The sequence below is a fragment of the Paenibacillus sp. fava2 genome, assembly GCF_058313675.1.
In genome coordinates this window covers 6,687,555-6,710,958 of record NZ_CM177755.1, presented here as the reverse complement: position 1 = coordinate 6,710,958, position 23,404 = coordinate 6,687,555, and the positions used below count along the sequence as shown (strand labels likewise).

Sequence of the window (23,404 nt, the reverse complement as noted above, 5' to 3'; positions counted from 1 at the left end):
AATTCAGCCTTCTTTTTTTTGAAGCGAGTAGAAGGAGTGTGACGACAGTTTGAATGAGATGCTAGAACTGCTTACAAGCTTGGGCACAGCGGTCATACATCTGCTGATTCAGCCTTATTATTATATTGCTCTTCTGTTTATTGTCTTCTATTACCGCAGACAGGTGGCGCTGGAGCGCAAGCTGATTCATGTGAAGCAGCATAGCTGGGGCCTTGAAACATGGCGGACGGTGTGGAGCGGTTTGGTGATGGGCCTGCTCGTTTCAGTAGCGGCGGTTGCGTTAGGCATTTCGCTGCCCCCTGACGCTGTAATCTGCATCTGGATTGTCAGCCTGGTCCTGATGCTATTCCGTGTCCGATTTCTGTGCTTTGCCTACTCTATCGGGTTGCTTGGTATTATACAGTTCATTTTCTCCTTCTTTCCTGATGCATTTCAGGCTGGAGCAGCCGGGCGGCTGGTAACTGCGCTGCGGGAGATGGACATCCCGGCGCTGCTCGTGCTGGCCGGGCTGCTGCATCTCGCGGAAGCGCTGCTCGCGCGCTGGCAGGGCGCGCGGCTGGCATCGCCGCTCTTCCTGGAAGGCAAGCGCGGCAAGGTCGTCGGCGGCTACCAGCTGGAGGCCTTCTGGCCGCTGCCGCTGTTCCTGCTGGTTCCCTCTGCAGCGGGAACCGGGGATCTGCCCTGGCAGCCGCTGCTTGGCGGCGGGCTTGGGCTGGTGTCGCTGCCGGTCATCATCGGCTTCAGCGAGATGACCCAGAGCCTGCTGCCGGCGCGCAAGGCAGCCCGCACCGCAGGCCGGCTGCTGGCGTACAGCGTTGTCCTCCTGGGCGTAAGCCTGCTGGCTTCCTTCTGGAGTCCGCTGACGCTGGTTGCAGCGCTGCTCGCGCTTCTCCTGCACGAAGGCCTGAACTGGTACAGCGCTCTGGAGGAGCGCAGCACCAGCCCCAGCTTCGTGCATCCGCCGGCCGGCCGCAAGGTACTGGCCGTCCTGCCGGGCAGTCCGGCGGAGGAGCTGGGCATCCTGCCGGGTGAAGTGCTGCTGAAGGTCAACGGGGTTCTGTTGACCGAAGCGGCGCAGCTGCATGATGCGCTGCGCATGAACCCGGCATACTGCAAGCTGGAGGTGCAGAACCGGGAAGGGGAGAGCAAATATCTGCAGCGCCCGATCTACGCCGGAGACCATCACCAGCTCGGCATGATTCTCGTGCCGGACCCGGATGAGGCCGTCACTGCAGCTGCGAAGCCAACCGGCATCTTCGGCATTATCGGCATGAAGACAGGGACCCGCACCCGCCGTAGAGGAATTACAACGGCCGGGCTGAAGCGGGCCAAATCCGCCGACGATCAGCCGGCCTCCAGTAAGGAGAAGGGGCAGCCAGCCAATACCGCTAATACGGAGACACTGGATGCCTGATCAACCGGATTTCCAGCCAGCTATTATTCGCGTATAACAAAAGGCCAGCCTCCCGCTGTAATTGCGGGGGCTGGCCTTATTTTGTTATAGCATACCCATGCGCGGCGCAGGTGATGGAATCTGCCCTAATCCCGCTGGCTTTTCAAATAAAAAATCGCAATCTGCGTGCGGTCACGCAGGCCAAGCTTACTGAGGATGTCGGTGATGTAGTTCTTGACGGTGCCCTCGCTCAGGAACAGCTTGGCGGCGATCTCCTTATTGGTCAGCCCCTCCGAAATAGAGGCAACGATGCCTTGCTCTGCCTTGGTCAGGCCGTAGGATTCCAGTGACGGATGCTCCCGCACAGGCAGCGCCGCAGGTACTGCGGACTGGAGAAATCCCGCCATTTTGCGGGCAATATCGGGGTGGATCAGCATGTTGCCCTGATGTACCGTTTTAATTCCCTGAATAATCCGGTCCGGCGGAATATTCTTCAGCAAGTATCCGCTGGCCCCGCCTCTCAGCGCCTGAATGATGTATTCATCATCATCAAAGGTGGTCAGCATCAGGACGGATACCTGCGGAAAGGCCGCCTTGATCCGGCGGGTCCCCTCAACCCCGTCGCAGCCCGGCATCCGGATATCCATCAGGACGACATCGGCAACAGGGGTCAGACCCAGAAGCAGCGTCAGCGCTTCGGCGCCGTCACCTGCGCAGCCGGCTACTTCAATCTCCGCATCCAGGCCAACCAGCACCTTGAGGCTCTCGCGGATGAAAGGATCGTCGTCTACAATTACAACTTTAATCATACAGAAAGCTCACCTCGGTTTGGATTGGGTGTAATGTATCTGTTCATGGCACTCATTTAAAATCACCCTGCCGGTAAACCGGCAGTCTTGTAACCACAGTGAATGGCGCACCTGCGCGCACCTCTAGCGTTCCCCCTACAAGGCTGGTACGCTCGTTCATTCCCTTCAGCCCCATTCCGCCGCCTGCGTGAAGCCTGCGCAGCTGATCCTCCTCCGGCAGCAGCCCGTTGTTGCCGACCTCCATAACAAGCTCACGCTCGCTATAGAATACAGAAATCCAGACAACCGACGCCTTTCCGTGCCGCAAGGCATTGGTTAATGCCTCCCGGGCATTTTTGTAGAGTACCACCTGCATGCTCGGATAGAGCGGATAGGCATAGCCCTCCACCTGGTATGAGGTTTCTATGCCGGTATCCCGGCCGGTCTCCTCCAGCAGCCGGTCCAGGGCGTAGGCTCCCTCGAGCTGGGGCGCATGGTTAACCTGCCGCAGGGCAGTCCGCATATCGTCCATGCTGGCGGCAAGCTGGTCACGGATCTGGCCCATCATGCCCATGCCTGCTTCAGGTGAGCCCGGCAGGGTATGGATGGCTGCCTCGACCATCATTTTGACCCGGATCAGGCGGTGGCCGATATCATCATGTAGCTGCCGCGAGATTCTTACCCGCTCCTCTGCCTGCGCTGCGTTCTCCACCTGGGAAGCGAACTGCAGCAGCCGGCCGCGGGCCTCGTCCAGCTCAAAATGCTTTTTGCGCAGCTCGTCATACAGGAACAAGGTATCTTCCCGGCCGCGTCCCGCCCGGCGCAGCAGCTCGTTCAGCCCGGCGGCCAGCAGGAAGGTGAGATTCATATAGATCTGCTCCTGCAGGGCTGATCCGCTGAAGGCGGCGTTCAGCGCGCCCAGATGGAGAACAGTCAGCAGGACAGGCAACGCTTTGGGCTGGAGCCGGGAATAGCAGAGCAGCGCCGAGACTGCCGGAAAGATCATCAGGAGCCCGTACTCCCGGCACATCCAGGCACTGTACAGCAGTTCAAGAGTAACGGCCAGTGCAGGGAAAGGCTTCGGCAGCCGTGCGCCGGCAGTTGCCAGCAGCAGCTGCATCAGAAAATAGAAGGTGAACAAGCCGTAGTCCGGATAATCATAGACATATACGGAGAGCACGGCCGGAATAATGAGCAGGCCGTAACGGAGGATACGCAGTTCTCTGGTCAAGTCATTCATCCTTTGTATCATAATATAAGGCCGCAACAGTCTATATTCATCTTAGCATACCCGGCTCCCTGTTCAGGAGATGACTTTAGTCACCACCAGCTCATGACTTAGCGTACCTCCGGCGGAACGCTCCATGCGCTACAATGAAACCATAGAAGCGATAAGAACAGGAGAGATGAGCAGATGACTCTTGCAGTGCTCAGTGATGTTGTTAAACGGTATGATCAGAAGCTTACGGTGGACCATGTAAATTTCAATATTGAAGAGGGAGAAATCTTCGGGCTGCTCGGGCCGAACGGAGCGGGAAAAAGCACTACCATCAGCATGATCTGCGGCCTGCTGAAATATGATTCCGGTGAGATCCGGATCGACGGCATATCCGTGAAGGAGCATCCGATTGAGGTTAAAAGGCGGATCGGGCTCGTTCCCCAGGATCTGGCGCTGTATGCCAATATGACGGCGGCGGAAAATGTACGGTTCTTCGGCAAGCTGTACGGGCTGCGGGGCAGCCTGCTGAAGGAACGGACGGAGGAGGCGCTTGCTTTTACCGGACTGAGTGACCGGGCCAAGGAGAAGCCGTCCACCTTCTCGGGAGGGATGAAGCGGCGCCTGAATATTGCCTGTGCAATCATGCACCGGCCGAAGCTGATCATTATGGATGAGCCGACCGTCGGCATCGATCCGCAGTCGCGCAATCATATTCTGGAGTCGGTCAAGGAGCTGAACAGGCTCGGTTCGACGATCATCTACACCAGCCATTACATGGAAGAGGTTGCGGCAATCTGCGACCGGGTAGCCATTATGGATAAAGGGCATATCATCGCCTGCGGCACTGAAAAGGAGCTGCGCGAACGGGTCGCCCATGAAGAAAAAATCGTCGTGAAAGCAACCAACATTACACCCGGACTGATCAGCGAGCTGGGCAGGCATCCGCGGATCAACCGTGTAGAGGTTATAGAGGATGCGGTTGAGCTGTATCTGCCGTCTTCTCAGAGTGAGCTTCAGGATATCTTATTTATTTTTTCCAGGCATGAAGGAAGCATTGTTTCCATGCAAATCGAAGAGCCGGATCTGGAGACGCTGTTCCTCAGCCTGACCGGCCGGACCCTGCGGGACTGAGGAAGGAGCTGTATACGGATATGAACATCTGGACTATTATGACCTTTGAGCTGCGCCGGCAGCTGCGTTCACGTACCTGGCTGCTGAATATGATTCTGCTGCCGGTGGTGCTGATTTTCCTGCTGGGAGCCTCACTCTCCGGAGTAGTCGGGGTTGAGGGCGCGGAGAACGTAAATCCGGTGAAGGTCGCCATTGTAGATACGGCAGCTGCAGCTCCGGCGAAAACAGGAACGCTGGATGCTTTTGTGAAATCGGATGAGGTTAAGGATTATATCAGCCCGTTTGAGGTGCAGACCCGCGAGGAAGCGGAAAGCGGACTCCGTACGGGGAAATACGGCTATGCAGTCATAGTGCCGCAGGGATTCGACAGTGAAATCCAAAGCGGCGGACAGGCGGAGCTTGAGCTGATCCTCGGTAAAAACCATAGTGATAATACTACCGCAGGCACAGTGTTCGATAACTTTCTCAGCGAAATCAATTATAAGCAGGCAGCAGCCATGGCGCTGGGGCCTGAGGCTCTGACAGCAGTCATACCGGCGATGGCGGACCAGTCTGCGGTGCAGCTTGGAAATCTCAACAATGGAGGAAAAACCTATACAGCCTCCCAGTTCTACGCGGCGTCCATGCTGCTGATGTTTCTTTTATACAGCGGACTTACGGTTACGGGCTCTCTTTTTAGTGAAAAGGATAATCATACTTTATTCCGGATTAATTCCATGCCGGTCAAAGGCTCACAGCTGTTCATCGGCAAAATGCTGGGTGTCGGCGTCATTACGATGCTGCAATGTGCGGCGATTATTATTTTTACCAACCTGCTGTTCGGAGTGTATTGGGGGAACCGCCCTTGGCTGCTGATGCTGTTCTGTCTGCTGATGATCATTGCCTCGATGATGTTCTCGATTCTTGTCTGCATGTTCAGTAAAACAAGTGCAACTGCCACGAATATCGTTAATATCGTAACGGTCGGAATGACCTTCCTCAGCGGGGGGATGGCTCCGCTGCCGGATTCCTGGGTGAACACTGTCGGGGCGTTTACGATTAACCACTGGGAGATGCAGGCGATCATCCGGATGATGCTGCATTCAGGCTTCGGGCAGATCCTGCCGAATCTGCTGGTGATGTCGGCAATGTGCCTTGTTCTGATCGGCGGAGTGGTCTTCACATACCGGAAGGTGGGTTATCATGAGTAATATCTGGACAATCGGCTGGAATATGGTCAAACGGACGATCGGCTCGCGTAAGGGGCTGATGCTGTATATTGTGCTGCCTGGCATCGTGGTTGCGGCGATTATTTCTATCACCGGAGGCATTGATAACAGCTCAAAAGCCACCTTGCTCTATACCAATCTGGACAGTGGGGCGGGAGGCAGTCATCTGCTGGCAGAGCTCAGGAGCTCAGAGGATTACGAGCTGGTAGAAAGTCCCGGGGAACAGGAAATGAAAGAAAGTGTAATTGGCCAGGAGGGGATTGCCGGCCTGCTGATTCCGCAGGATTATACGGCACAGCTGCTGGGCGGCCAGCAGCCGCAGCTAACGGTATACGAGCTGAAGATAACGGAGGATTCGGTTCTGTTAAAAATGAAGGCCGCTGCCATAGCCAGGCAGATGCTGGTGACCGCAGCTACGGTGAAGGAAAGCGGCACCGGTGATCCGGCCGGACAGTTTGCCGCGATTCTGCAGCAGGCCGAGCGGCATAATGCCGGAAGTGTGCGGACGGATTATGACCTGTACCCCAGACAGACATTGGGCATTATAACGGGAATGACGCTGATGTTCCTGATGAGTCTGGTGACAAGCGCAGTCAATCAGGTTATTGATGACCGCAAAGGCCGGACGATGATGCGGATGTACAGCGCACCGGTCCGCTCCTATGAAATTGCGCTGGGCAACCTTTTCGGCAGCTTTCTGGTCGGCGTTATCCAGATTGCCGTTGTCCTCGTGCTGGGCAAATGGGTACTGCGCTACGACTATGAAATTCCGATGTATTTGTACTTCCTGGTGCTGGCTGCATTTATGCTCGTCTCCATGGGCATCGCCGGCACGGTAGCCGGCCTGATCCGCAATCCGCGCAATGCCGGAATGCTGAACGCACTCATTCTTACACCGACCTGCATGCTGGGCGGATGCTTCTGGCCGCTGTCTATTATGCCGGAATACATGCAGAAAGCAGCCAACTTCACACCGCAGAAATGGGCCATCCAGGCGGTGGACATCGCGGCTACCGGCGGCGGCTGGAATGAGCTGTGGCTGCCCTTTGCGGTCCTCGGTCTGATGGCGGTAATCCTGCTCGCACTCGGTTCGGCAACTTTGCGTCCGAATGAAGCGGGAATCAGCGCCTGATGGCGGTCTATGGCAGTCCGCTAATAGGGAACAGGGCTTTCCCGGGATCTGAAACGGATTTGTGTAAGCTCCTCTGTGTATGCAGAGGGGCTTTTTGCGTTGTATTCCCTTACCTGTCCTGCTCCTTCTGCCGGCCTCTGTCCCGGGAGTGAGCCGGACACCGTCTGGAGACTGAGCCGGAAACCAGCCGCCAGGCGGTTTTGGCATCCTTTTAAAGACACTACACTAAAGCAAGAAAGCAGCTCATACATAAGGAATGCAGACATAAGGCTTCTCAAATCAGGAGAGTGGAAGGGGTACAGGAACAATGACTTGGTTTACAAAATGGTCCTTTGGCAATAAAGGGGCAGTAGGTCTTCTCGTCGTCATGGCGCTTGTAGTGGGGATGCTAAGTTATACCACATTGCCAATGGAATTCATGCCGGAGGCTGACAATCCGCAGGTGACCGTTACGGTACTGGGTCCGGGCCAGGACGCACATTCGATGGAGAATAATGTTACGAAGCCGATTGAGGCGGCAACTGCAGCGTTAAAAGGTAAAACCGGGCAGATGTCCACCTCTGGGGACGGATATGCGAAGGTAGATCTTTATTTTGACGGAAAAAGCGATATGAAGGAGGCCTCGCAGAGCATAGAAAAAGCCATTGGTGCGCTGCAGTTCCCCGAAGGAGTAATGGACCCCTTCATTGTTCAGCTGAACACCTCCATGATTCCGGTCGCTCAGACAACGTTATCCTTTGAAGACGGGCTGACCAAGGAGAATCTGGAGGTTGCTGAGAATACGATTATTCCACAGCTGCAAAAGATCGACGGCGTAGCCAGTGTAGCGCTCTACGGCAAAACCAGCCCGCAGGTTAATGTGAAGCTGGACCCGCAGGCGATGGCAGCAAAGGGTGTCTCCACTGCACAGGTACTGGGATTGCTCCAGGGCCGCAGTGTATCAGCTTCCATTGGTGAGCAGACGATCGGCGGGCAGACGGGGAATGTAAATGTTACGTCTTCCATCGACAGTCTGGATACGTTAAAAAGGCTTCCGTTAGCCGACGGTGTAACGCTGCAGGATATTGCTGCAGTTGCGGTCAAAGCTGATCAGGAGAGCGTCAGCCGCTCCAACGGTAAGGATGTGCTGTTCGCGATAATTACCAAGGAAGCCGGTGCGAATGCGGTTGATGTTGGTGAGAAGGTGCGGGACGCTGCCGATGATATTAATAAAAGTGTGCCGGGTGCCGAGCTTTCCGTTATCTTCAGCACCTCAGATATGGTTGTCACTTCGGTCAACAGCATGATGCGTGAGGTGCTGCTGGGAGCCTTGTTCGCTACAGTTGTCATTCTGCTCTTCCTGCGCAACATCCGGGCTACGCTGATAACGGCAGTATCCATTCCGCTGTCTCTGGCTGTGACGCTGTATCTGCTCAAAGTTTCCGGCATCACGCTGAATATCGTTACACTCGGCGGCGTTGCCGTTGCGGTAGGACGGCTGGTCGACGACAGCATAGTTGTAATTGAGAATATATACCGCCGGCTGCAAAAAGAGCCGCTGTCCCGTGATATGGTAATCAGCGCAACTGGCGAGGTCGCCAGAGCCATCACCACTTCGACGATTGCCACCGTTGCGGTGTTCCTGCCGATGGGTCTGCTGCGCGGCAGCCTGCAGGATTTTCTGCTGCCGTTTGCGCTGACGGTAACCTATTCGCTGCTGACCTCGCTGGTTGTAGCGCTAACGGTCGTGCCGCTGCTGAGTGCATGGCTGTTGCGCGGAACATCCATGAAGGAGCATGAGCCTGCCAAGTGGTTTTCCCGCTTCCTCGACTGGAATCTGCACCGCAAGTGGATTACGCTGACGGCAGGCCTGGTGCTGCTTGCCGGCTCCATCGCCGCTTACGTTGCAATGCCCAAGGGGGCGCTTGATGCAGCGGATGCCAGTATGGTCGGCGTCCAGCTCGTGTATCCGAATGATGTGCCGGTAGCCGAGGTGCTGGAAAAGGGCAGACAGCTGGAACAGGAGATGCTCAGCCGGCCGGAGGCAGAGACAGTCGTTATGCAATCCGGCAACAGTGCCGATATGGCCAGATGGGGTACAGTGAGCTCGCTGACCCAGGTAGACTATACTGTACTGATGAAGGAGGGCGCCGATGCCCAGCAGTTCCTCGATCATGTCCGCGGTCTGCAGGACAGCTATGAAGGAGCAACGTTGACGGCAAATGAAGCCAGTATGATGGGATCTGGATCTACAAGTGAGTTCGTGGATATTTCCGGGGATAACCTTGCGGCAATCCGGAAGGTTGCGGAAGAAGCGATGGTTAAGATTGAGGCTGTGGACGGTGTACAAAAAGTCAGCAGCAATATGGAGGATACGAAGCCGGTTTTTGCCTTCAATGTTGATCCTGCGGCAGCAAATGCCCAGGAAATCTCCATGCAGCTTGCAGCGATGCTTAATCCGGTTCCGCTAGGCCAGATGGAGCTGGAGGGCTCACCTGCGGCGGTTATGCTGGAGCCGGTGCTGCAGCCGCAGTCACAGGAGGATCTCAAGCAGATTACGGTGATGACCTCCGGAGGGCCGCAGCTGCTCTCGACTGTAGCTTCGCTTGAAGTAACGGAGCAGCCTGCGATGCTATACCATAAGGACGGCAAGCCTTATGTGCGGATTTCCGCAGAGGTGGATGCGAAGAAGGTGTCGGCAATCGGGGCAGAGATCAAAAAACAGACGGACGGTATAGCGCTGCCGGAAGGCTTAACCCTGTTTGCCGGGGGAGCTTCTGCTGATCAAGCCGGCGACTTCGGCGACCTTGGAATGACAGCTCTGATCTCCATCGGTCTGGTCTACCTGATCATGGTGCTGACCTTCAAGACATTGCGTGCCCCGCTGGCGATCATGTTCTCGCTGCCGCTGGCGGCAATCGGAGCCATTGTGGCCTTGATCATCTCGGGCATCACACCTGATTTTACCGCACTGTTCGGTGCCCTGATGCTTATAGGTATTGTAGTCACTAATGCGGTTGTGCTGATAGACCGGATCAAGCAGAATGAAGAGCATATGACCATCCGTGCAGCCATTCTTGAAGCGGCGGGAACACGGATGCGCCCGATTTTGATGACGGCGATTGCCACTGTCTGCGCCATGCTGCCCCTCCTTTTCGGGCATTCCGAGCAGGGCAGCATTGTCTCACAAAGCCTGGCGATTGTCGTAATCGGCGGCCTGACCGCAGCAACCGTTCTGACGCTGCTGGTTGTACCGGCGGTATATGAACTGCTGTATTTCCGCAGATCGGCCAAGGAGCGGAAGGAAGCGGGGAAGAAGGCTGAAGCGGCAATGTAGGGATAGGTTGATTCTAAAGGAAAGTCCGGATGATACAGCCGGACATTTCAGGATAGAGGCAGGGGCAGTGCGGAAATTCCGCACTGCCCCTGTAGTTTCGAGATGTCCCGCATCAATAAGGTCAGGATCAGCAAGCGCCTACGCGGCTAATTTCCCGTACTCTCATAACGTGACAGCCCGAAGCGGAAGATGCCGTAGGCTGCAGCCATGCTTCCCAGTGCGGCTACCGGAGCCAGCATCCACCAGCCGGACCAGCCGCTTTTGCCGAAAATATAAGTAGCCGGGTAGAAGCTGATAAAGGCGTAAGGCAGCACGGTGGAGACAAATACACGGATCGCCTGCGGAAAAAGCGACAGCGGGTACTTGGCCAGATCGGCCAGGTTATGGACCATCAGCGGAAAGGCGTTGCCGGCATTCTTGATCCAGAAGGCGGCTGAATTGGCAGCCAGATTAATCGATACACGGATAATCACCGCTGTAATCAGAAGAAGGAGAAGGATGAGGACTTTCCCCGGAGTCCAGTTCACATTTCCATGGACCAGCGACTGCCAGATGATGACTCCGCCGATCAGCAGGTTGCCGAGGCCATTAATCCCGATCCCTGTGCAGAAGACCTGCAGCACAACAGGAACCGGCCGCAGCAGATAGCGGTCCATTTCGCCCAGATTAACCAGCCGGCTCATCCGCCAGGTGCCTTCAAAGAACAGGGAGCCAATCCCCTCCGTTACAAAAATCATCGCATACATAAACGTCACTTCCCAAAACGCCCAGCCGTTGATGTCAGGAATCCGGTCATAGATTACCCAGAGGAACACAAAGCCGAGCACCTGGGTTAACGCAGCAGAACACATTAATATGTAGAAATCTTTATTATATTCGAGAATAGCTTTGAGCTGCTGCACGTACAGCCGCCTGTACAGATAGAACATCCGTGATACCCGCACCGGTCCTCACTCCTTTCATTCTAACCTCCATGAATAGTTACCTGGCGGACCGCCCAGTTCCACATCGCCTTGCCGGCGAACCAGAGGGCAATTCCCCAGAACGCCTGCAAAGCAATCAGCTTCAGACTCTCGGCAGTTCCGGCCTGCTGCAGAAAGATCATCGTCGGCGTATGGATGATGCTCTGAAACGGCAGCCACAGGGCCAGACGCTCCAGCCAGTCCGGGAAAAAGGCCAGCGGTACGAGTGCACCGGACAGCAGGTTAGTGACGGCAATCCGCGTCCAGACGATACCCATCGAGCCGGTTGACCAGAAGCAGAGCAAGGCCGCCAGGTATACCACGCCGAATTTGACTAGAACGGCGCAGAGCAGGCTTACGACAAACAGCACATAGACAAGCGGCGAAAGCGGCAGGGTAATTCCGGACAGGAAGGAAGCAAAAAGCGTCAGCAGAACCGCGCTCATTCCGCCCTCCAGCAGACTGGCCCCCAACGTCTCCGAGAAGCGGGCGCTCTGGAAGTCCAGCGGCTTGAGCAGATCCATCGCTACGCTGCCGTCCAGGATTTTGCCGGAGATGGATGTCTCAGAATACCAGGAGAGCACGGAGTTGGCCAGAAAGGTGACCAGCAGGTAGGTCTTCATCTGATCCCAGGTGAATCCGCCGACCTCGCTGCGGCCGCTGTAAATGCCCTGCCACAAAAAGTAGATAGCCAGCAGGTTCACGGTATTAGCCAAAAAGCCAATCACGTAGGAGGTCCGGTAGGCCAGCACATTTTGCAGGGAGCGGTTTGCGATGCTTCTGTATTTTTTTAGTGAAATGGCAGACATGGCTGTGAGGATCCTCCTTTCTTATTGGGCTTGCTGATTGAGGTCGAGATTACCGTCATACACAGCCTTGATTACCTGCTCAATGTTGGCATCCTCCATCCGGAAGTCAATCACCTCGCCATAGCGCATCACCCGGCTGACCACATCGCTTGCGGTATATTCATACCGGTCAAAAGCTACGGAGAATTCCTGATCATTCTGCAGCGTAAGCCTGACTCCGGGAGTCCGGTTCAGCTCTGCGAACAGCTCCGGCATTGGCGAGCCAACCTGAAAGAAAATAACCCGGCTGCGGGCAAAGCGTGACTTCACCTCGCTCAGGCTGCCGTCATAAATAATCATGCCGTGGTCGATGATAATCAGCCGTTTGCACAGATCCTCAATGTCACCCAGATCATGGGTGGTCAGCATGACGGTGGTCTGCTGCTCCTGATTGATTTTTTTGATGAATTCGCGGATCTTCTGCTTCACGGACACATCAAGCCCGATCGTCGGCTCGTCGAGATAGACAATGGGCGGGTTATGTAAGAGGGCCGCAGCCAGATCGGCACGCATGCGCTGCCCCAGCGAGAGCTTCCGGGCGGATAAGTGAATGAATTCATTCATGCCCAGGAGTTCAATAAACTGCTCCAGATTATTCCGGTACACCGGATCAGGGATCTGGTAAATATCCTTCAGCAGCGAAAAGGATTCGACAATCGGGATGTCCCACCACAGCTGGGTGCGCTGGCCGAAGACGGCGCCGATTTGGGCGGCGTTCTCCATTCTTTTCTTGTACGGATTGATACCGTTTACAGAAATGCTGCCCCCGGAAGGCTTCAGGATACCGCTCAGCATCTTGATTGTTGTAGACTTCCCGGCACCGTTCGGTCCCACGTAGGCGACAGTTTCACCGGTTTCGATGCTGAGATCCAGCGGATGAACAGCCACTTTTGTAATGTTTCTGGGGGTGACGAGATGTTTGAGCGCGCCTTTCAGACCCGGCTCTTTCACAGCCTGCACAAAGGACTTGGTCAGTCCGCGGGCTTCTATAATACTCAAGGCTATTCCTCCTTTATTCTTGATGAGTATAATTCTTCGACAAAAGCCATGTTCAAATATAGCACTTGACCGGTGTCGAAAACTGGCGGAATAGATCAGAAACTGAAAAATAGTTTTTTACGTACTATAATAGGTAGAATAGGGTGCGACTGGGGGGATTGTTTTGAGTACCTACGAAAAGACCAGAGCCTGGTGCCGGCCTGCCGACTTGCCGGAAGAACGGCTTGATTTATTCCGCCAAAGGTTAAGCGGAGGCCTGACCAGGAAAGGTTCAGATATGAAGCCGGAGGAACAAATCTACCGTGAGGCCATGATTGCTTCCATCCGCAGCGAGATGAACAGGATCGGGAGCTTTATCTCCATTCCATATGCCGTATTTCTGACAGACCGGTCGGGGGTTATTCTGGAACTGGTATGCTCTTCACCGGAGCTTCGCGAGGAGCTGATCAGGACGGAGTTTGGTACAGGGATCAGCCTGAGCAGGCAGCATTCGGGCCTGAATGCGGTGTCGCTGGCGATGGAGATGGATTGCATCGGCGTCGTACGCGGCGCGGAGCACTCCGATCCGGCCTTTGAAGAATGGAACTGTATATGTGCACCGCTGCAGGTAGACGGCCATACCTATGGCTATGTCGATATTTCTTTTCATAAAAAAGAGCAGATCGAATTCGCCATTCCCTTTGTACGGCAGATTGCGGAGAACATTACGGGGAAATGGATGGAGCGTAATCCCGGAATCCGTGAGTACCGGCTGGAGAGCCGCTTTCAGCATTACAGGCTGAGTGCGCGTGAGCAGGATGTAGCCCGGCAGTGGCTGCTGGAGAAAAGTGCGCTGCACATATCCAATGAGCTGGGGATCAGCGAAGGGACGGTAAGGAACGTACTGAAGAATATTTACAGTAAAATGCGGGTGAGCGACAGATGGCAGTTTATTAAGAAGCTTACAGGTGATATAGATTGAAGTGTGATCTTATATTAGGTCTAGGCGTGACTCCAGGGGATATTTGAACTTTGGGCCGCTGTTGTCTGCAGATTTCTTGATTGTTACCGCTATATAGGTAAGTGGGATGGCATATAAAAAGGCCCGGATATGTGAATATCCGGGCCGCCTTTTTTTATTATTGGGTTAACCGCAAGAGCAGTTCAGCACCGGCTTGCGAGCAGCCTGGGTTTCATCCAGACGGCTGATTTCGGTCGTGTGCGGAGCGTTGATGACGATCTCCGGTGTCTCCTGGGCTTCCTTGACGATCTGGATCATTGTTTCGATGAAGCCGTCAAGCGTTTCCTTGCTTTCGGTCTCAGTCGGCTCGATCATCATGCACTCTTCGACGGTGAGCGGGAAGTAGACAGTCGGCGGGTGGTAGCCGAAATCGAGCAGCCTCTTGGCTACGTCCAGCGTACGCACCCCGTATTGTTTGAGGTTGCGGCCCGACATGACGAACTCATGCTTGCAGACGCCCGGATATGGAATTTCGAAGTAAGGCGCCAGCCTGTGCATCATATAGTTGGCGTTCAGCACGGCGTTCTCGGATACCTCGCGCAGGCCGTCCGGACCGTAGGTGCGGATGTACGCGTAAGCACGGACAAGAATGCCGAAGTTGCCGTAAAAAGCTTTGACCCGGCCGATGGATTCCGGTCCGCCGTAGTTTAGCGAGTAGCTGCTGTCTTCGTTCTGAACTACTGTCGGCTGAGGCAGGAATGGAATCAGGATCGACTTCACGCCGACTGGTCCGGCACCAGGGCCGCCGCCGCCGTGCGGGGTGCTCATTGTTTTGTGCAGATTCAAGTGGACAACGTCGAAGCCCATGTCGCCCGGACGGGTAATGCCCATAATGGCATTGGAGTTCGCGCCATCGTAATACAGCAGGCCGCCTGCTTCGTGGACAATCTCGGCGATCTCGACAATCTGTGTCTCGAACAGGCCGAGCGTACTCGGGTTAGTCAGCATCAGCGCGGCCGTGTCGCTGCCGACGGCAGCTTTCAATGCTTCAAGATCGACCATGCCTTTGGCGTTGGACGGGATCGTTACGGTTTCGAGGCCTGCTGCTGCAGCGCTGGCCGGGTTGGTGCCGTGCGAGGAGTCCGGCACAATGACCTTCGTACGTTTCTCGCCGCGGCTCTCATGGTAGGCGCGGATCATCATCAGGCCGGTCCATTCCCCGTGGGCGCCGGCGGCAGGCTGGAGGGAGACGGCATCCATACCGGTCAGGGCGGCCAGATCCTTTTGCAGAGTATACATCAGTTCAAGTGCGCCCTGAATGCTCTCTTCCGGCTGGTAAGGGTGAATCTTGGCCAGACCCGGGAAGCGGGCAACATCTTCATTAATCTTCGGATTGTATTTCATTGTACAGGAGCCGAGCGGGTAGAAGCCGTTATCGACACCGAAGTTGCGGCGGGAAAGGGCAGTATAGTGGCGGATGACATCCACTTCAGACACTTCCGGCAAAAGCACAGGCTCGCTGCGCAACAGTCCGGCCGGAATCAGCGAATCGATCGCTTCCTCCTCAGGAACATCGCATACCGGCAGGGAATAGGCTGAGCGGCCGGGACGGCTAAGCTCAAAAATCAGACTTTGTTCCGGTTTCATAAACAGCCCTCCAGTACAGTTGCGAATTGATCAATCTCGGACTTGCTTCTTTTCTCCGTAACGGCAACCAGCATATGTCCGGCCAGCTCGGGATAATCACGGCCGAGATCGTAGCCGCCGAGGTAGCCTTCTTTAATCAGCTTAGAGTTAATTTCGCTGATATTGCTTCCTTCAGGAAGCTTCAGCACGAATTCATTGAAGAACGGTGCAGTGAACGCCGGAGCAGCGCCTGTAAGCTTTCCAAGCTTGCCGGCAGCATAATGGCTCTTGCGGATATTCAGCTCACCGACCTCGCGCATGCCCTCTTTTCCCATAACGGACAGGTACACGGAAGCGCAGAGCGCGAGGAGCGCCTGGTTGGAGCAGATGTTGGAGGTCGCTTTTTCGCGGCGGATATGCTGCTCACGGGCCTGAAGGGTTAGAACAAAGCCCCGTTTACCGTTACGGTCAACGGTCTGGCCGACGATCCGGCCGGGCATACGGCGCATCAGCGGTTCTGCTACAGCGAAGAATCCGCAGGTAGGGCCGCCAAGCGAAGCCGGAATGCCCAGCGGCTGTGCGTCACCGACTACAATGTCGGCTCCGAGCTTACCCGGCGTTTCCAGAACGCCCAGTGCCAGCGGGTTGGCGCTGACTACAAGCAGTCCTTTGACGGAGTGAATCAGCGGTTCGATTGCGCCAAGGTCTTCAATAGCTCCGAAGAAGTTTGGAGACTGTACCAGCACAGCCGCGGTATCTCCGTCGATCGCTTCAGCCAGCTTGGCCTGATCGGTAACCCCGTCTTTATAATCAATTTCCACAACCTCAAGTCCCCAGGCCCCGGCAGAAGTTAGCAGCACTTGGCGGGCTTCCGGGTGAACGGTACGGGAAACGATAAGCTTTTTGCGTTTGGTAGCACCTGCGGCCAGAACAGCTGCTTCTGCGAAGGCAGTAGCGCCGTCGTACATACTGGCGTTGGCCACCTTCATGCCGGTAAGCTCACAGATGTAGGATTGAAACTCGAAAATCGCCTGCAGCTCGCCCTGGCTGATCTCCGGCTGATACGGGGTATAAGCCGTATAGAACTCCGAACGGGAAATCACATGGTTGATAACAACCGGGATATGGTGATCATAGATGCCGGCCCCGAGGAAGCTGGCGTGGGTATCCAAATTGGCATTTTTGTCGGCCAGCTCCTTCATATGGCGGAGCAGCGCGTATTCATCCAGCGCCTCCGACATCGGCATTGTGCCCTGGTAACGGACGGACTGCGGAATATCGATAAACAGCTCTTCCATGGACTGAATTCCGACGGCTTCCATCATCTCCTGGCGATCCTGCTCAGTCATGGGCAGATAGCGGTGCTTCATTACGGCTTCACTCCTTGCGTCTTTTTATAAAACGGCGCTTTGACCACAGCGGCTTTCAGCTGCTTGCCGCGGATCTCTACGTAAACCTCTGTGCCGATTTCACTGTAAGCTGTATCAATCAGAGCAAGCCCAAGGTTACGCTTCAGCGTCGGGGACTGGGTTCCGGTTGTTACTTCGCCGATCTTTACGCCATCCGCGTAGACGGGGTAGTGGGAACGCGGAATCCCGCGGTCAATCATCTCAAGCCCGACCAGGCGGCGGGGCAGGCCGGCTTCTTTCTGTTTCACCAGTGCATCCTTGCCGATGAAGTCGGCTTTATCCAGCTTGACGAAGAACTGCACGCCCGCTTCCAGCGGGGTAATGTCTGCCGACAGCTCCTGGCCGTACAGCGGCAGCTTCGCCTCGAAGCGGAGCGTGTCGCGTGCGCCAAGACCGGCCGGCGTCAGGCCGTGCGGAGCACCGGCTGCAAGCAGGCCGGTCCACAAGGCGGCGGCTGTGTCAACCGGGGCATATAACTCAAAGCCGTCTTCGCCGGTGTAGCCGGTACGGGAGAGCAGTACTTCTGCGCCGCAAACCTCGGCTTTTTCGATGAAGTGGAATGGTTTAAGCTCAGCAATATTAGCGGCGGTAACCTCACGGAGAATGGTTTCTGCCAGCGGCCCTTGCAGTGCAAGCAGGAGGGTATCGTCCGAGACATTCTTCAGGCTCACTCCGCTGAATTCAGCAGTGAGATGCTCCTGAAGCCACTGGAAGTCCTTGTCGATGTTGGAGGCATTGACGACAAGCATGTAGCGCTCCTCACCAAGGCGGTAGACAAGCAGGTCATCAACGACCCCGCCGTTTGGATACAGCATAAGAGTATACTGTGCCGCACCGTCAGCCAGCCGGTTGACATCGTTCGTCGTCATCTTTTGCAGAAAAGCCTCTGAGCCTCTCCCGCTGACCATGAATTCCCCCATATGCGAGACATCGAATAGTCCCGCCTGCTGGCGGACTGCTTCATGCTCCTTGACGATTCCTGTAAACTGCACCGGCAGCTCCCAGCCGCCGAAATCAATGCATCTGGCCTCCGCATAAGCGGAATAAAGGCTGTAAAAAGGCGTTCTCTTCAAAGCATCCATGTGCTCACTCCCCTGATCTGATTACACACAAGCCAATGCGGCTGTTCCGTACCCGTCCGGGCCGGCATCTGTTTAAAAGGACAACAAAAAAAGGACAGAACGGTCGCTAAAATACGCACTTAACGTGCATAAATAGCGTTCCGCTCTGTCCTTTGTACCTGAGAGTTACCCCGCCCGGAGCTATTTCGGCAGGTTTCCCCGTTGGTGATCAGTGCGCTGCGGGTGCAGGGACTGATGCTCTCCAGAGATGCGTCCGGCACAGGTCCTTTTGCCTGAGAGATTCACCCGCCCGGGGCTTACTCCTTCGGCGCCGTCTTCGGGAGACAGTCTCTCCCTATGCCATCATTCGCAAACCATATAGTATTCTATCCTGAACAATCATGATCTGAGCCGGCGCTAACAAGCGCCATGCAAATCTGCTGTCTCCATTAAACCGGGTATTGGCCCGCGCGTCAACAAAAAAACGTCAAAAAAAAGACAAAATTAATTTTCCTGTCAGTTATATTGACATTGCGCAAGCTGGTATTTTAGTCTATAACTACATTTACAACACCAAATTCGGAAATGAGGCGGCTTGAAATGAGTGAAGTGTTAGACAACCTGCGGTACAGTGAAGAGCATGAATGGGCTCAGCAGGGTGAAGGGCGCACAGTACGGGTCGGGATTACAGATCATGCCCAGCATCTGCTCGGAGATATCGTGTTTGTTGAGTTTCCTGAGGTAGGAGCTGCTGTTTCCGCCGGTGACAGTGTGGGCAGCATTGAGTCTGTAAAGACAGTTTCCGAATTATATTCACCTGTTTCGGGAAAGGTTACACGCATCAACGATGCGCTGGAAGCAAGTCCGGAGCTGCTTAATGACGAGCCTTACAGCGGGGGCTGGATTTTTGAGCTTGAGCTTGACGGCGAGTACAGCGAAGCTGTAGCAGGACTGCTGGATGCGGCTGCTTACCGTGAACTGATCGGGGAATAAGAGCTGTTCAATTTGTGCAAATAAAAACAGGTATTCCTGTCTTCGTCAGATGGAGGAATACCTGAAATATAGTGGCGGAACTTTCTTGCGGCACAATCATGCTGCGCGGGTTTCGCCTTTTTGTGCTGCCAGTGCAGCCGCCCTTAATAAAAGTTGGGGAAGTTGTTAAGCCCAGGGTAAAGATGCGGGGCGATCCGCCATAAAAGCGGCAGCAGTCCTAAGCCAATTAGTGCAAATGAAAAAAAGCGGATGACTCCGATCCCCGAATGACTGGAAGGTGTCCATTCCGCTGATCTTTTGGCTGTAACGAATCCGTTATTCCTCTTCCTGCAGCTGCCTGAGCACAATCAGCTCAACCCGGCGGTTTCTCTGGCGCCCTTCCGCAGTAGCATTGTCATAGGCGGGCCGGGTGTCGGCATATCCCGCATACTGAAAGGTTCCGGGATCAAGCCCTTCGCTGTCCAGGAAAAAGCGCAGAACCGAAAGCGCGCGTGCTCCCGAAAGATCCCAGTTGTCGTTATACTGTGAGCCGGCTGATACAGGTGTATTATCGGTATGGCCTTCGATGCTGATCGATGCGCCTATGCCGCTGAATAACCCCGAGAGCTGGCGGAGTGCCGGAAAAGCAGGCGGCTTCAGCTCAGCCCGGCCGACATCAAACAGGAAGCGGTCGCTGAGCGTAATGGCAATGCCCTGCGGCTTGTCCGCCACAAAGATCTGGTCGCCGAGATTATTGTCCTCAACATATGCTGTGATTACATCCATAAGCGCATTAAGCTTGGCTTCCTGATCGCGGAAAGCCAACTCGCGTGCAGACGGCGGCTCATTCCCGTCCTGTTCTTCAGCGGGAGGTACTTCACCTGTACCGCTGCCCGTATTCCCATTCCCGCCTCCATTGTTTGGCCCTCCTGCGGAAGGAGGGTCCTGGATTCCGTTCTCTCCATCCAGTATACCGCTTCCTCCATCAAGTACAGGGTTGCCGCTCCGGAACGTTTCGGATAGTGAGCCTGTTACAATCCTGTATTTCTCGGTATCGAGACTGCTCATCGCATACATAACGACGAAAAAAATCAGCAGCAGCGTAATCAAATCCGCATAGGTAATCATCCAGCGGTCCCGGGGCTCGTGCTGTTCATCCGCTTTTCGGGTGCGCCGGTTCCTCTGCTTCATGACAGGCCTCTGAAGGATCTCTCTATATAGGGTGAATCTGCGATAAAGGAGCCCAGCTTCTTGCGCACCAGATGCGGAGGATCCCCGTTCTGCAGGGACAGTATGCCGACCAGGAGCATCTCCATACTGCTTAGCTCTGCACTGGCGCGGGATTTGATTTTTGAGGCGATGGGTAAAAAGATTAGATTGGCACTGGCTACACCGTACAGTGTCGCTGTAAAAGCGACAGCGATGGATGAACCAAGACCTGACGGGTCGGAAAGGTTACTGAGCACATGAATAAGTCCCATGACGGTTCCGATAATCCCCATAGTCGGGGCGTACCCGCCTGCAGCTTCAAAAATTTTGGCATAGCCTTCATATTTCAGCTCTTTGGCGTCCATATCCAGCTCCAGAATCTGGCGTACCTGGTCCGGATCGGTGCCGTCAACGATAAGCAGCAGCCCTTCACGGGTAAACGGATCGGGATGCTCCTCCGCCTGCTTTTCCAGTGCAAGAACACCGCCCCTCCGTGTAATGGCTGCCATCGAGATCAGCTCCTGGACCTTGTCTAAATTGGTATCAGGCTGTCTGCCAAAAGCCAGGCGCAGCGCAGCGGGAACAGAGCGCAGTCTGGAGGCGGGAAAGCTGATCAGCACCGCAGCCAGCGTGCCTCCGAATACAATAAGGGCGGCGTTTGGCTGAAGCAGTCCTGACAGGTTGCCGCCTTCCCAGAAAAAACCGCCGATAAGCGCGGCCAGTCCGGCCAGGAGGCCGATAATTGAGGTGATATCCATAGCATCAGTCTCCTTAGATTTCTATATAATATGGTTTGCATCCATGTAGGCAACACTGTATAATAAACGGGAACACGCATTCTTATCTTCCATATTTTTAAACGGTATGGGATTAGCGCAAACAGACCACAATTATAGTATATTAATATATTTTAGACGATAGAGGGGAGACGGGCAAATGAGTGATATTGTCGTCAGTACGAAGACTTTTAAACTGGAGTCCGAGTATACCCCCCAGGGCGATCAGCCTCATGCCATAGAGGAATTAGTGAACGGCATCCGGCAGGGCAAGAAACACCAGACGCTGCTGGGAGCAACGGGTACAGGCAAGACCTTTACCATTGCACAAATGATTTCCAAGCTTAACCGTCCTACACTGGTTATTGCGCATAACAAGACGCTTGCTGCACAGCTTGCCAGTGAGTTCAAGGAGTTTTTTCCAAGCAATTCAGTCGATTACTTCGTCAGTTACTACGATTACTACCAGCCTGAAGCCTACATTCCCTCCTCCGACACTTACATCGAGAAAGATTCCAGCATTAATGAAGAGATAGATAAGCTGCGCCACTCGGCAACGAGCTCCTTGTTTGAACGGCGTGACGTTATTATTGTGGCAAGCGTATCCTGTATTTACGGTCTCGGATCGCCGCAGGAATACGGCAGCCTTCTGCTCTCCTTACGTGTCGGAATGGAGAAGCCTCGTAACCAGATTCTGGGCCGGCTGGTGGATATCCAGTACCAGCGGAATGATATCAACTTCGTGCGCGGTACCTTCCGTGTGCGCGGTGATGTCATCGAAATCTTCCCGGCTTCCCAGGGGGAGCACGCGATCCGTGTTGAGCTGTTCGGTGATGAGATTGAGCGGATTACAGAAATTGATGTACTGACCGGGGAGCTGATCGGCGAGCGCGATCATATTGCGATTTTTCCGGCCTCTCACTTTGTTACCCAGGAAGAGACGATGCGAGTCGCCCTGGTCAATATTGAGCGGGAGCTGGAGGAGCGTCTGGCCGTTCTGCGGGATGCAGGCAAGCTGCTTGAGGCGCAGCGCCTGGAGCAGCGGACACGCTACGATATTGAGATGATGAAGGAGGTCGGCTTCTGCTCCGGGATCGAGAACTACTCCGGACCGCTGACCTTCCGTGAACCGGGAGCGACTCCGTACACACTGATGGATTACTTCCCGGACGATATGCTGATCGTAATTGACGAGTCTCATGTAACGCTGCCGCAGATCCGGGCCATGTATAACGGTGACCGGGCGCGTAAGACAGTGCTTGTTGAGCACGGCTTCCGCCTGCCGTCCGCGCTGGACAACCGGCCGCTGCAGTTTGAAGAATTTGAAGACAAGGTGAACCAGATTGTGTACGTCTCGGCAACGCCGGGGCCCTACGAGATGGAGCACTGCGAAACAATGGTACAGCAGATCATCCGGCCTACCGGCCTGCTCGATCCTATTATCGAGGTCCGGCCGACGGAAGGTCAGATTGATGATCTGATCAATGAGATCCGTGAACGAGTAGCGCGGGATGAACGGGTATTGGTGACCACACTGACGAAGAAAATGTCAGAGGATTTAACGGACTATTTCAAAGAGATCGGAATCAAGGTCCGTTACATGCACTCCGACATCAAGACACTGGAGCGGATGGCGATTCTGCGCGATCTCCGGCTCGGTACGTTCCATGTCCTTGTGGGTATTAACTTGTTAAGAGAAGGTCTCGACCTTCCCGAAGTATCTCTTGTCACCATTCTTGACGCCGATAAGGAGGGCTTCCTCCGTTCGGAGCGTTCCCTGATCCAGACAATCGGCCGTGCGGCCCGTAACTCGGGCGGCCGGGTCATTATGTACGGGGACCGTATTACCGAGTCGATGGAGAAGGCCATCAGTGAAACCGAGCGCCGCCGGGCTATCCAGATCGCTTATAACGAGAAGCACGGCATTACACCAACGACGATCAACAAGAAGGTCCGCGAGATCATCGAGGCCACCAAGGTGGCCGAATCCAAGGCCGAGTACCTCACCGGTGCCGGAGGCAAGCTGAGCAAGAAAGACAAACAGAGTCTGATGCAGCGTCTGGAGGCGGAGATGAAGGACGCCGCCAAGAACCTGCAATTCGAGCGAGCCGCCGAGCTGCGCGATGCATTGCTGGAGCTGCGCGCCGAGTAAGGTCACACCACGTATTCAACAGAACGGCTCTTTCCCGGCCGTTCTTTTTAGATAAGCAGAACACATTAATGCTCTATGTATTTGCACATTCCGAAGGAACAGCCTGCAGTTAAGGCACTTTGCGCTTTCCGGAGGAACAGCCCCCGGAGCGCCGAAGTTCCAGCGGTCCCGCAGGGACAAGCGATCCCGGCACCGCAGTAACCAAGTCCGGCTAACCCGGCTCCCTCGCCAACCTTGCGGGTGTCCAGAGGGTGCAACCCTTG

The 23,404-nt window shown here is 55.0% G+C and carries 18 protein-coding genes and 1 riboswitch; of the genes, 8 read left to right on the top strand and 10 right to left on the bottom strand.

From position 1 onward, the window contains the following. Positions 1-58: 58 nt before the first annotated feature. Complete coding sequence (locus AC4G46_RS29660) at positions 59-1,414, top strand: PDZ domain-containing protein (RefSeq protein WP_491129006.1); 1,356 nt, start codon at positions 59-61, stop codon at positions 1,412-1,414. A gap of 125 nt (positions 1,415-1,539) precedes the next feature. On the opposite strand, the gene AC4G46_RS29655 is transcribed toward AC4G46_RS29660, so the two are convergent. Then, positions 1,540-2,202: a response regulator gene (locus AC4G46_RS29655; protein WP_491125787.1), complete on the bottom strand. Its 663-nt coding sequence runs from the start codon at positions 2,200-2,202 to the stop codon at positions 1,540-1,542. 52 nt (positions 2,203-2,254) lie between these two features. Further along, complete coding sequence (locus AC4G46_RS29650; RefSeq protein ID WP_491125786.1) at positions 2,255-3,412, bottom strand: sensor histidine kinase; 1,158 nt, start codon at positions 3,410-3,412, stop codon at positions 2,255-2,257. 183 nt (positions 3,413-3,595) lie between these two features. Between AC4G46_RS29650 and AC4G46_RS29645 the strand changes: the two genes are divergently transcribed. The 4 genes from AC4G46_RS29645 to AC4G46_RS29630 all read left to right on the top strand — a co-directional run bounded on the left by AC4G46_RS29645 (position 3,596) and on the right by AC4G46_RS29630 (position 10,187). Next, on the top strand, positions 3,596-4,531 hold the full coding sequence (locus tag AC4G46_RS29645; protein WP_491125785.1) for an ABC transporter ATP-binding protein: 936 nt from the start codon (positions 3,596-3,598) through the stop codon (positions 4,529-4,531). A 20-nt stretch (positions 4,532-4,551) separates the two neighbouring features. After that, positions 4,552-5,721, top strand: a complete 1,170-nt coding sequence (locus AC4G46_RS29640; protein WP_491125784.1) for an ABC transporter permease — start codon at positions 4,552-4,554, stop codon at positions 5,719-5,721. Then, complete coding sequence (locus AC4G46_RS29635) at positions 5,714-6,871, top strand: ABC transporter permease (protein ID WP_491125783.1); 1,158 nt, start codon at positions 5,714-5,716, stop codon at positions 6,869-6,871. Before AC4G46_RS29640 ends, AC4G46_RS29635 begins: the two co-directional genes overlap by 8 nt. Positions 6,872-7,178: 307 nt before the next feature. After that, positions 7,179-10,187 carry an efflux RND transporter permease subunit gene (locus AC4G46_RS29630; protein WP_491125782.1) on the top strand — a complete coding sequence of 1,003 codons (3,009 nt, stop codon included), beginning with the start codon at positions 7,179-7,181 and terminating at the stop codon, positions 10,185-10,187. 146 nt (positions 10,188-10,333) lie between these two features. Here AC4G46_RS29630 and AC4G46_RS29625 read toward each other — a convergent pair whose 3' ends face one another. The 3 genes from AC4G46_RS29625 to AC4G46_RS29615 are packed head-to-tail and all read right to left on the bottom strand — an operon-like array spanning position 10,334 to position 12,996. Further along, on the bottom strand, positions 10,334-11,131 hold the full coding sequence (locus tag AC4G46_RS29625; RefSeq protein WP_491125781.1) for an ABC transporter permease: 798 nt from the start codon (positions 11,129-11,131) through the stop codon (positions 10,334-10,336). Between the two features lie 20 nt (positions 11,132-11,151). Further along, entirely contained in the window at positions 11,152-11,958 is an 807-nt protein-coding gene (locus tag AC4G46_RS29620; protein ID WP_491125780.1) for an ABC transporter permease, read from the bottom strand. A gap of 21 nt (positions 11,959-11,979) precedes the next feature. Next, entirely contained in the window at positions 11,980-12,996 is a 1,017-nt protein-coding gene (locus AC4G46_RS29615; protein WP_491125779.1) for an ABC transporter ATP-binding protein, read from the bottom strand. A gap of 163 nt (positions 12,997-13,159) precedes the next feature. On the opposite strand from AC4G46_RS29615, the gene AC4G46_RS29610 reads away from it, so the two are divergent. Further along, a complete protein-coding gene (locus AC4G46_RS29610; RefSeq protein ID WP_491125778.1) occupies positions 13,160-13,957 on the top strand; it encodes a helix-turn-helix transcriptional regulator in 798 nt (265 codons plus the stop codon). 165 nt (positions 13,958-14,122) lie between these two features. Here the strand turns inward: AC4G46_RS29610 and gcvPB are convergent, their stop codons facing one another. From gcvPB to gcvT, 3 genes are read right to left on the bottom strand one after another with little or no spacing between them, the layout of a single operon-like run. Next, positions 14,123-15,583 carry an aminomethyl-transferring glycine dehydrogenase subunit GcvPB gene (gcvPB, locus tag AC4G46_RS29605; protein ID WP_491125777.1) on the bottom strand — a complete coding sequence of 487 codons (1,461 nt, stop codon included), beginning with the start codon at positions 15,581-15,583 and terminating at the stop codon, positions 14,123-14,125. Beyond that, positions 15,580-16,932, bottom strand: a complete 1,353-nt coding sequence (gene gcvPA / locus AC4G46_RS29600) for an aminomethyl-transferring glycine dehydrogenase subunit GcvPA (protein ID WP_491125776.1) — start codon at positions 16,930-16,932, stop codon at positions 15,580-15,582. The genes gcvPB and gcvPA overlap by 4 nt, the downstream gene beginning before the upstream one ends. Beyond that, on the bottom strand, positions 16,932-18,053 hold the full coding sequence (gene gcvT / locus AC4G46_RS29595) for a glycine cleavage system aminomethyltransferase GcvT (RefSeq protein ID WP_491125775.1): 1,122 nt from the start codon (positions 18,051-18,053) through the stop codon (positions 16,932-16,934). Before gcvT ends, gcvPA begins: the two co-directional genes overlap by 1 nt. 250 nt (positions 18,054-18,303) lie before the next feature. After that, positions 18,304-18,399: riboswitch (glycine riboswitch) on the bottom strand. 233 nt (positions 18,400-18,632) lie between these two features. Between gcvT and gcvH the strand changes: the two genes are divergently transcribed. Beyond that, positions 18,633-19,025 (top strand): glycine cleavage system protein GcvH, encoded by a 393-nt coding sequence (gcvH, locus tag AC4G46_RS29590; RefSeq protein ID WP_491125774.1) that lies wholly within the window; start codon positions 18,633-18,635, stop codon positions 19,023-19,025. A 315-nt stretch (positions 19,026-19,340) separates the two neighbouring features. Here gcvH and AC4G46_RS29585 read toward each other — a convergent pair whose 3' ends face one another. Both AC4G46_RS29585 and AC4G46_RS29580 read right to left on the bottom strand, forming a co-directional pair. Next, positions 19,341-20,195 (bottom strand): flagellar motor protein MotB, encoded by an 855-nt coding sequence (locus AC4G46_RS29585; RefSeq protein WP_491125773.1) that lies wholly within the window; start codon positions 20,193-20,195, stop codon positions 19,341-19,343. Continuing rightward, positions 20,192-20,971: a flagellar motor protein gene (locus tag AC4G46_RS29580; RefSeq protein WP_491125772.1), complete on the bottom strand. Its 780-nt coding sequence runs from the start codon at positions 20,969-20,971 to the stop codon at positions 20,192-20,194. The genes AC4G46_RS29585 and AC4G46_RS29580 overlap by 4 nt, the downstream gene beginning before the upstream one ends. 178 nt (positions 20,972-21,149) lie before the next feature. Here AC4G46_RS29580 and uvrB point away from each other — a divergent pair, with 178 nt between their 5' ends. After that, positions 21,150-23,141 carry an excinuclease ABC subunit UvrB gene (uvrB, locus tag AC4G46_RS29575; protein ID WP_491125771.1) on the top strand — a complete coding sequence of 664 codons (1,992 nt, stop codon included), beginning with the start codon at positions 21,150-21,152 and terminating at the stop codon, positions 23,139-23,141. Positions 23,142-23,404 lie beyond the last annotated feature (263 nt).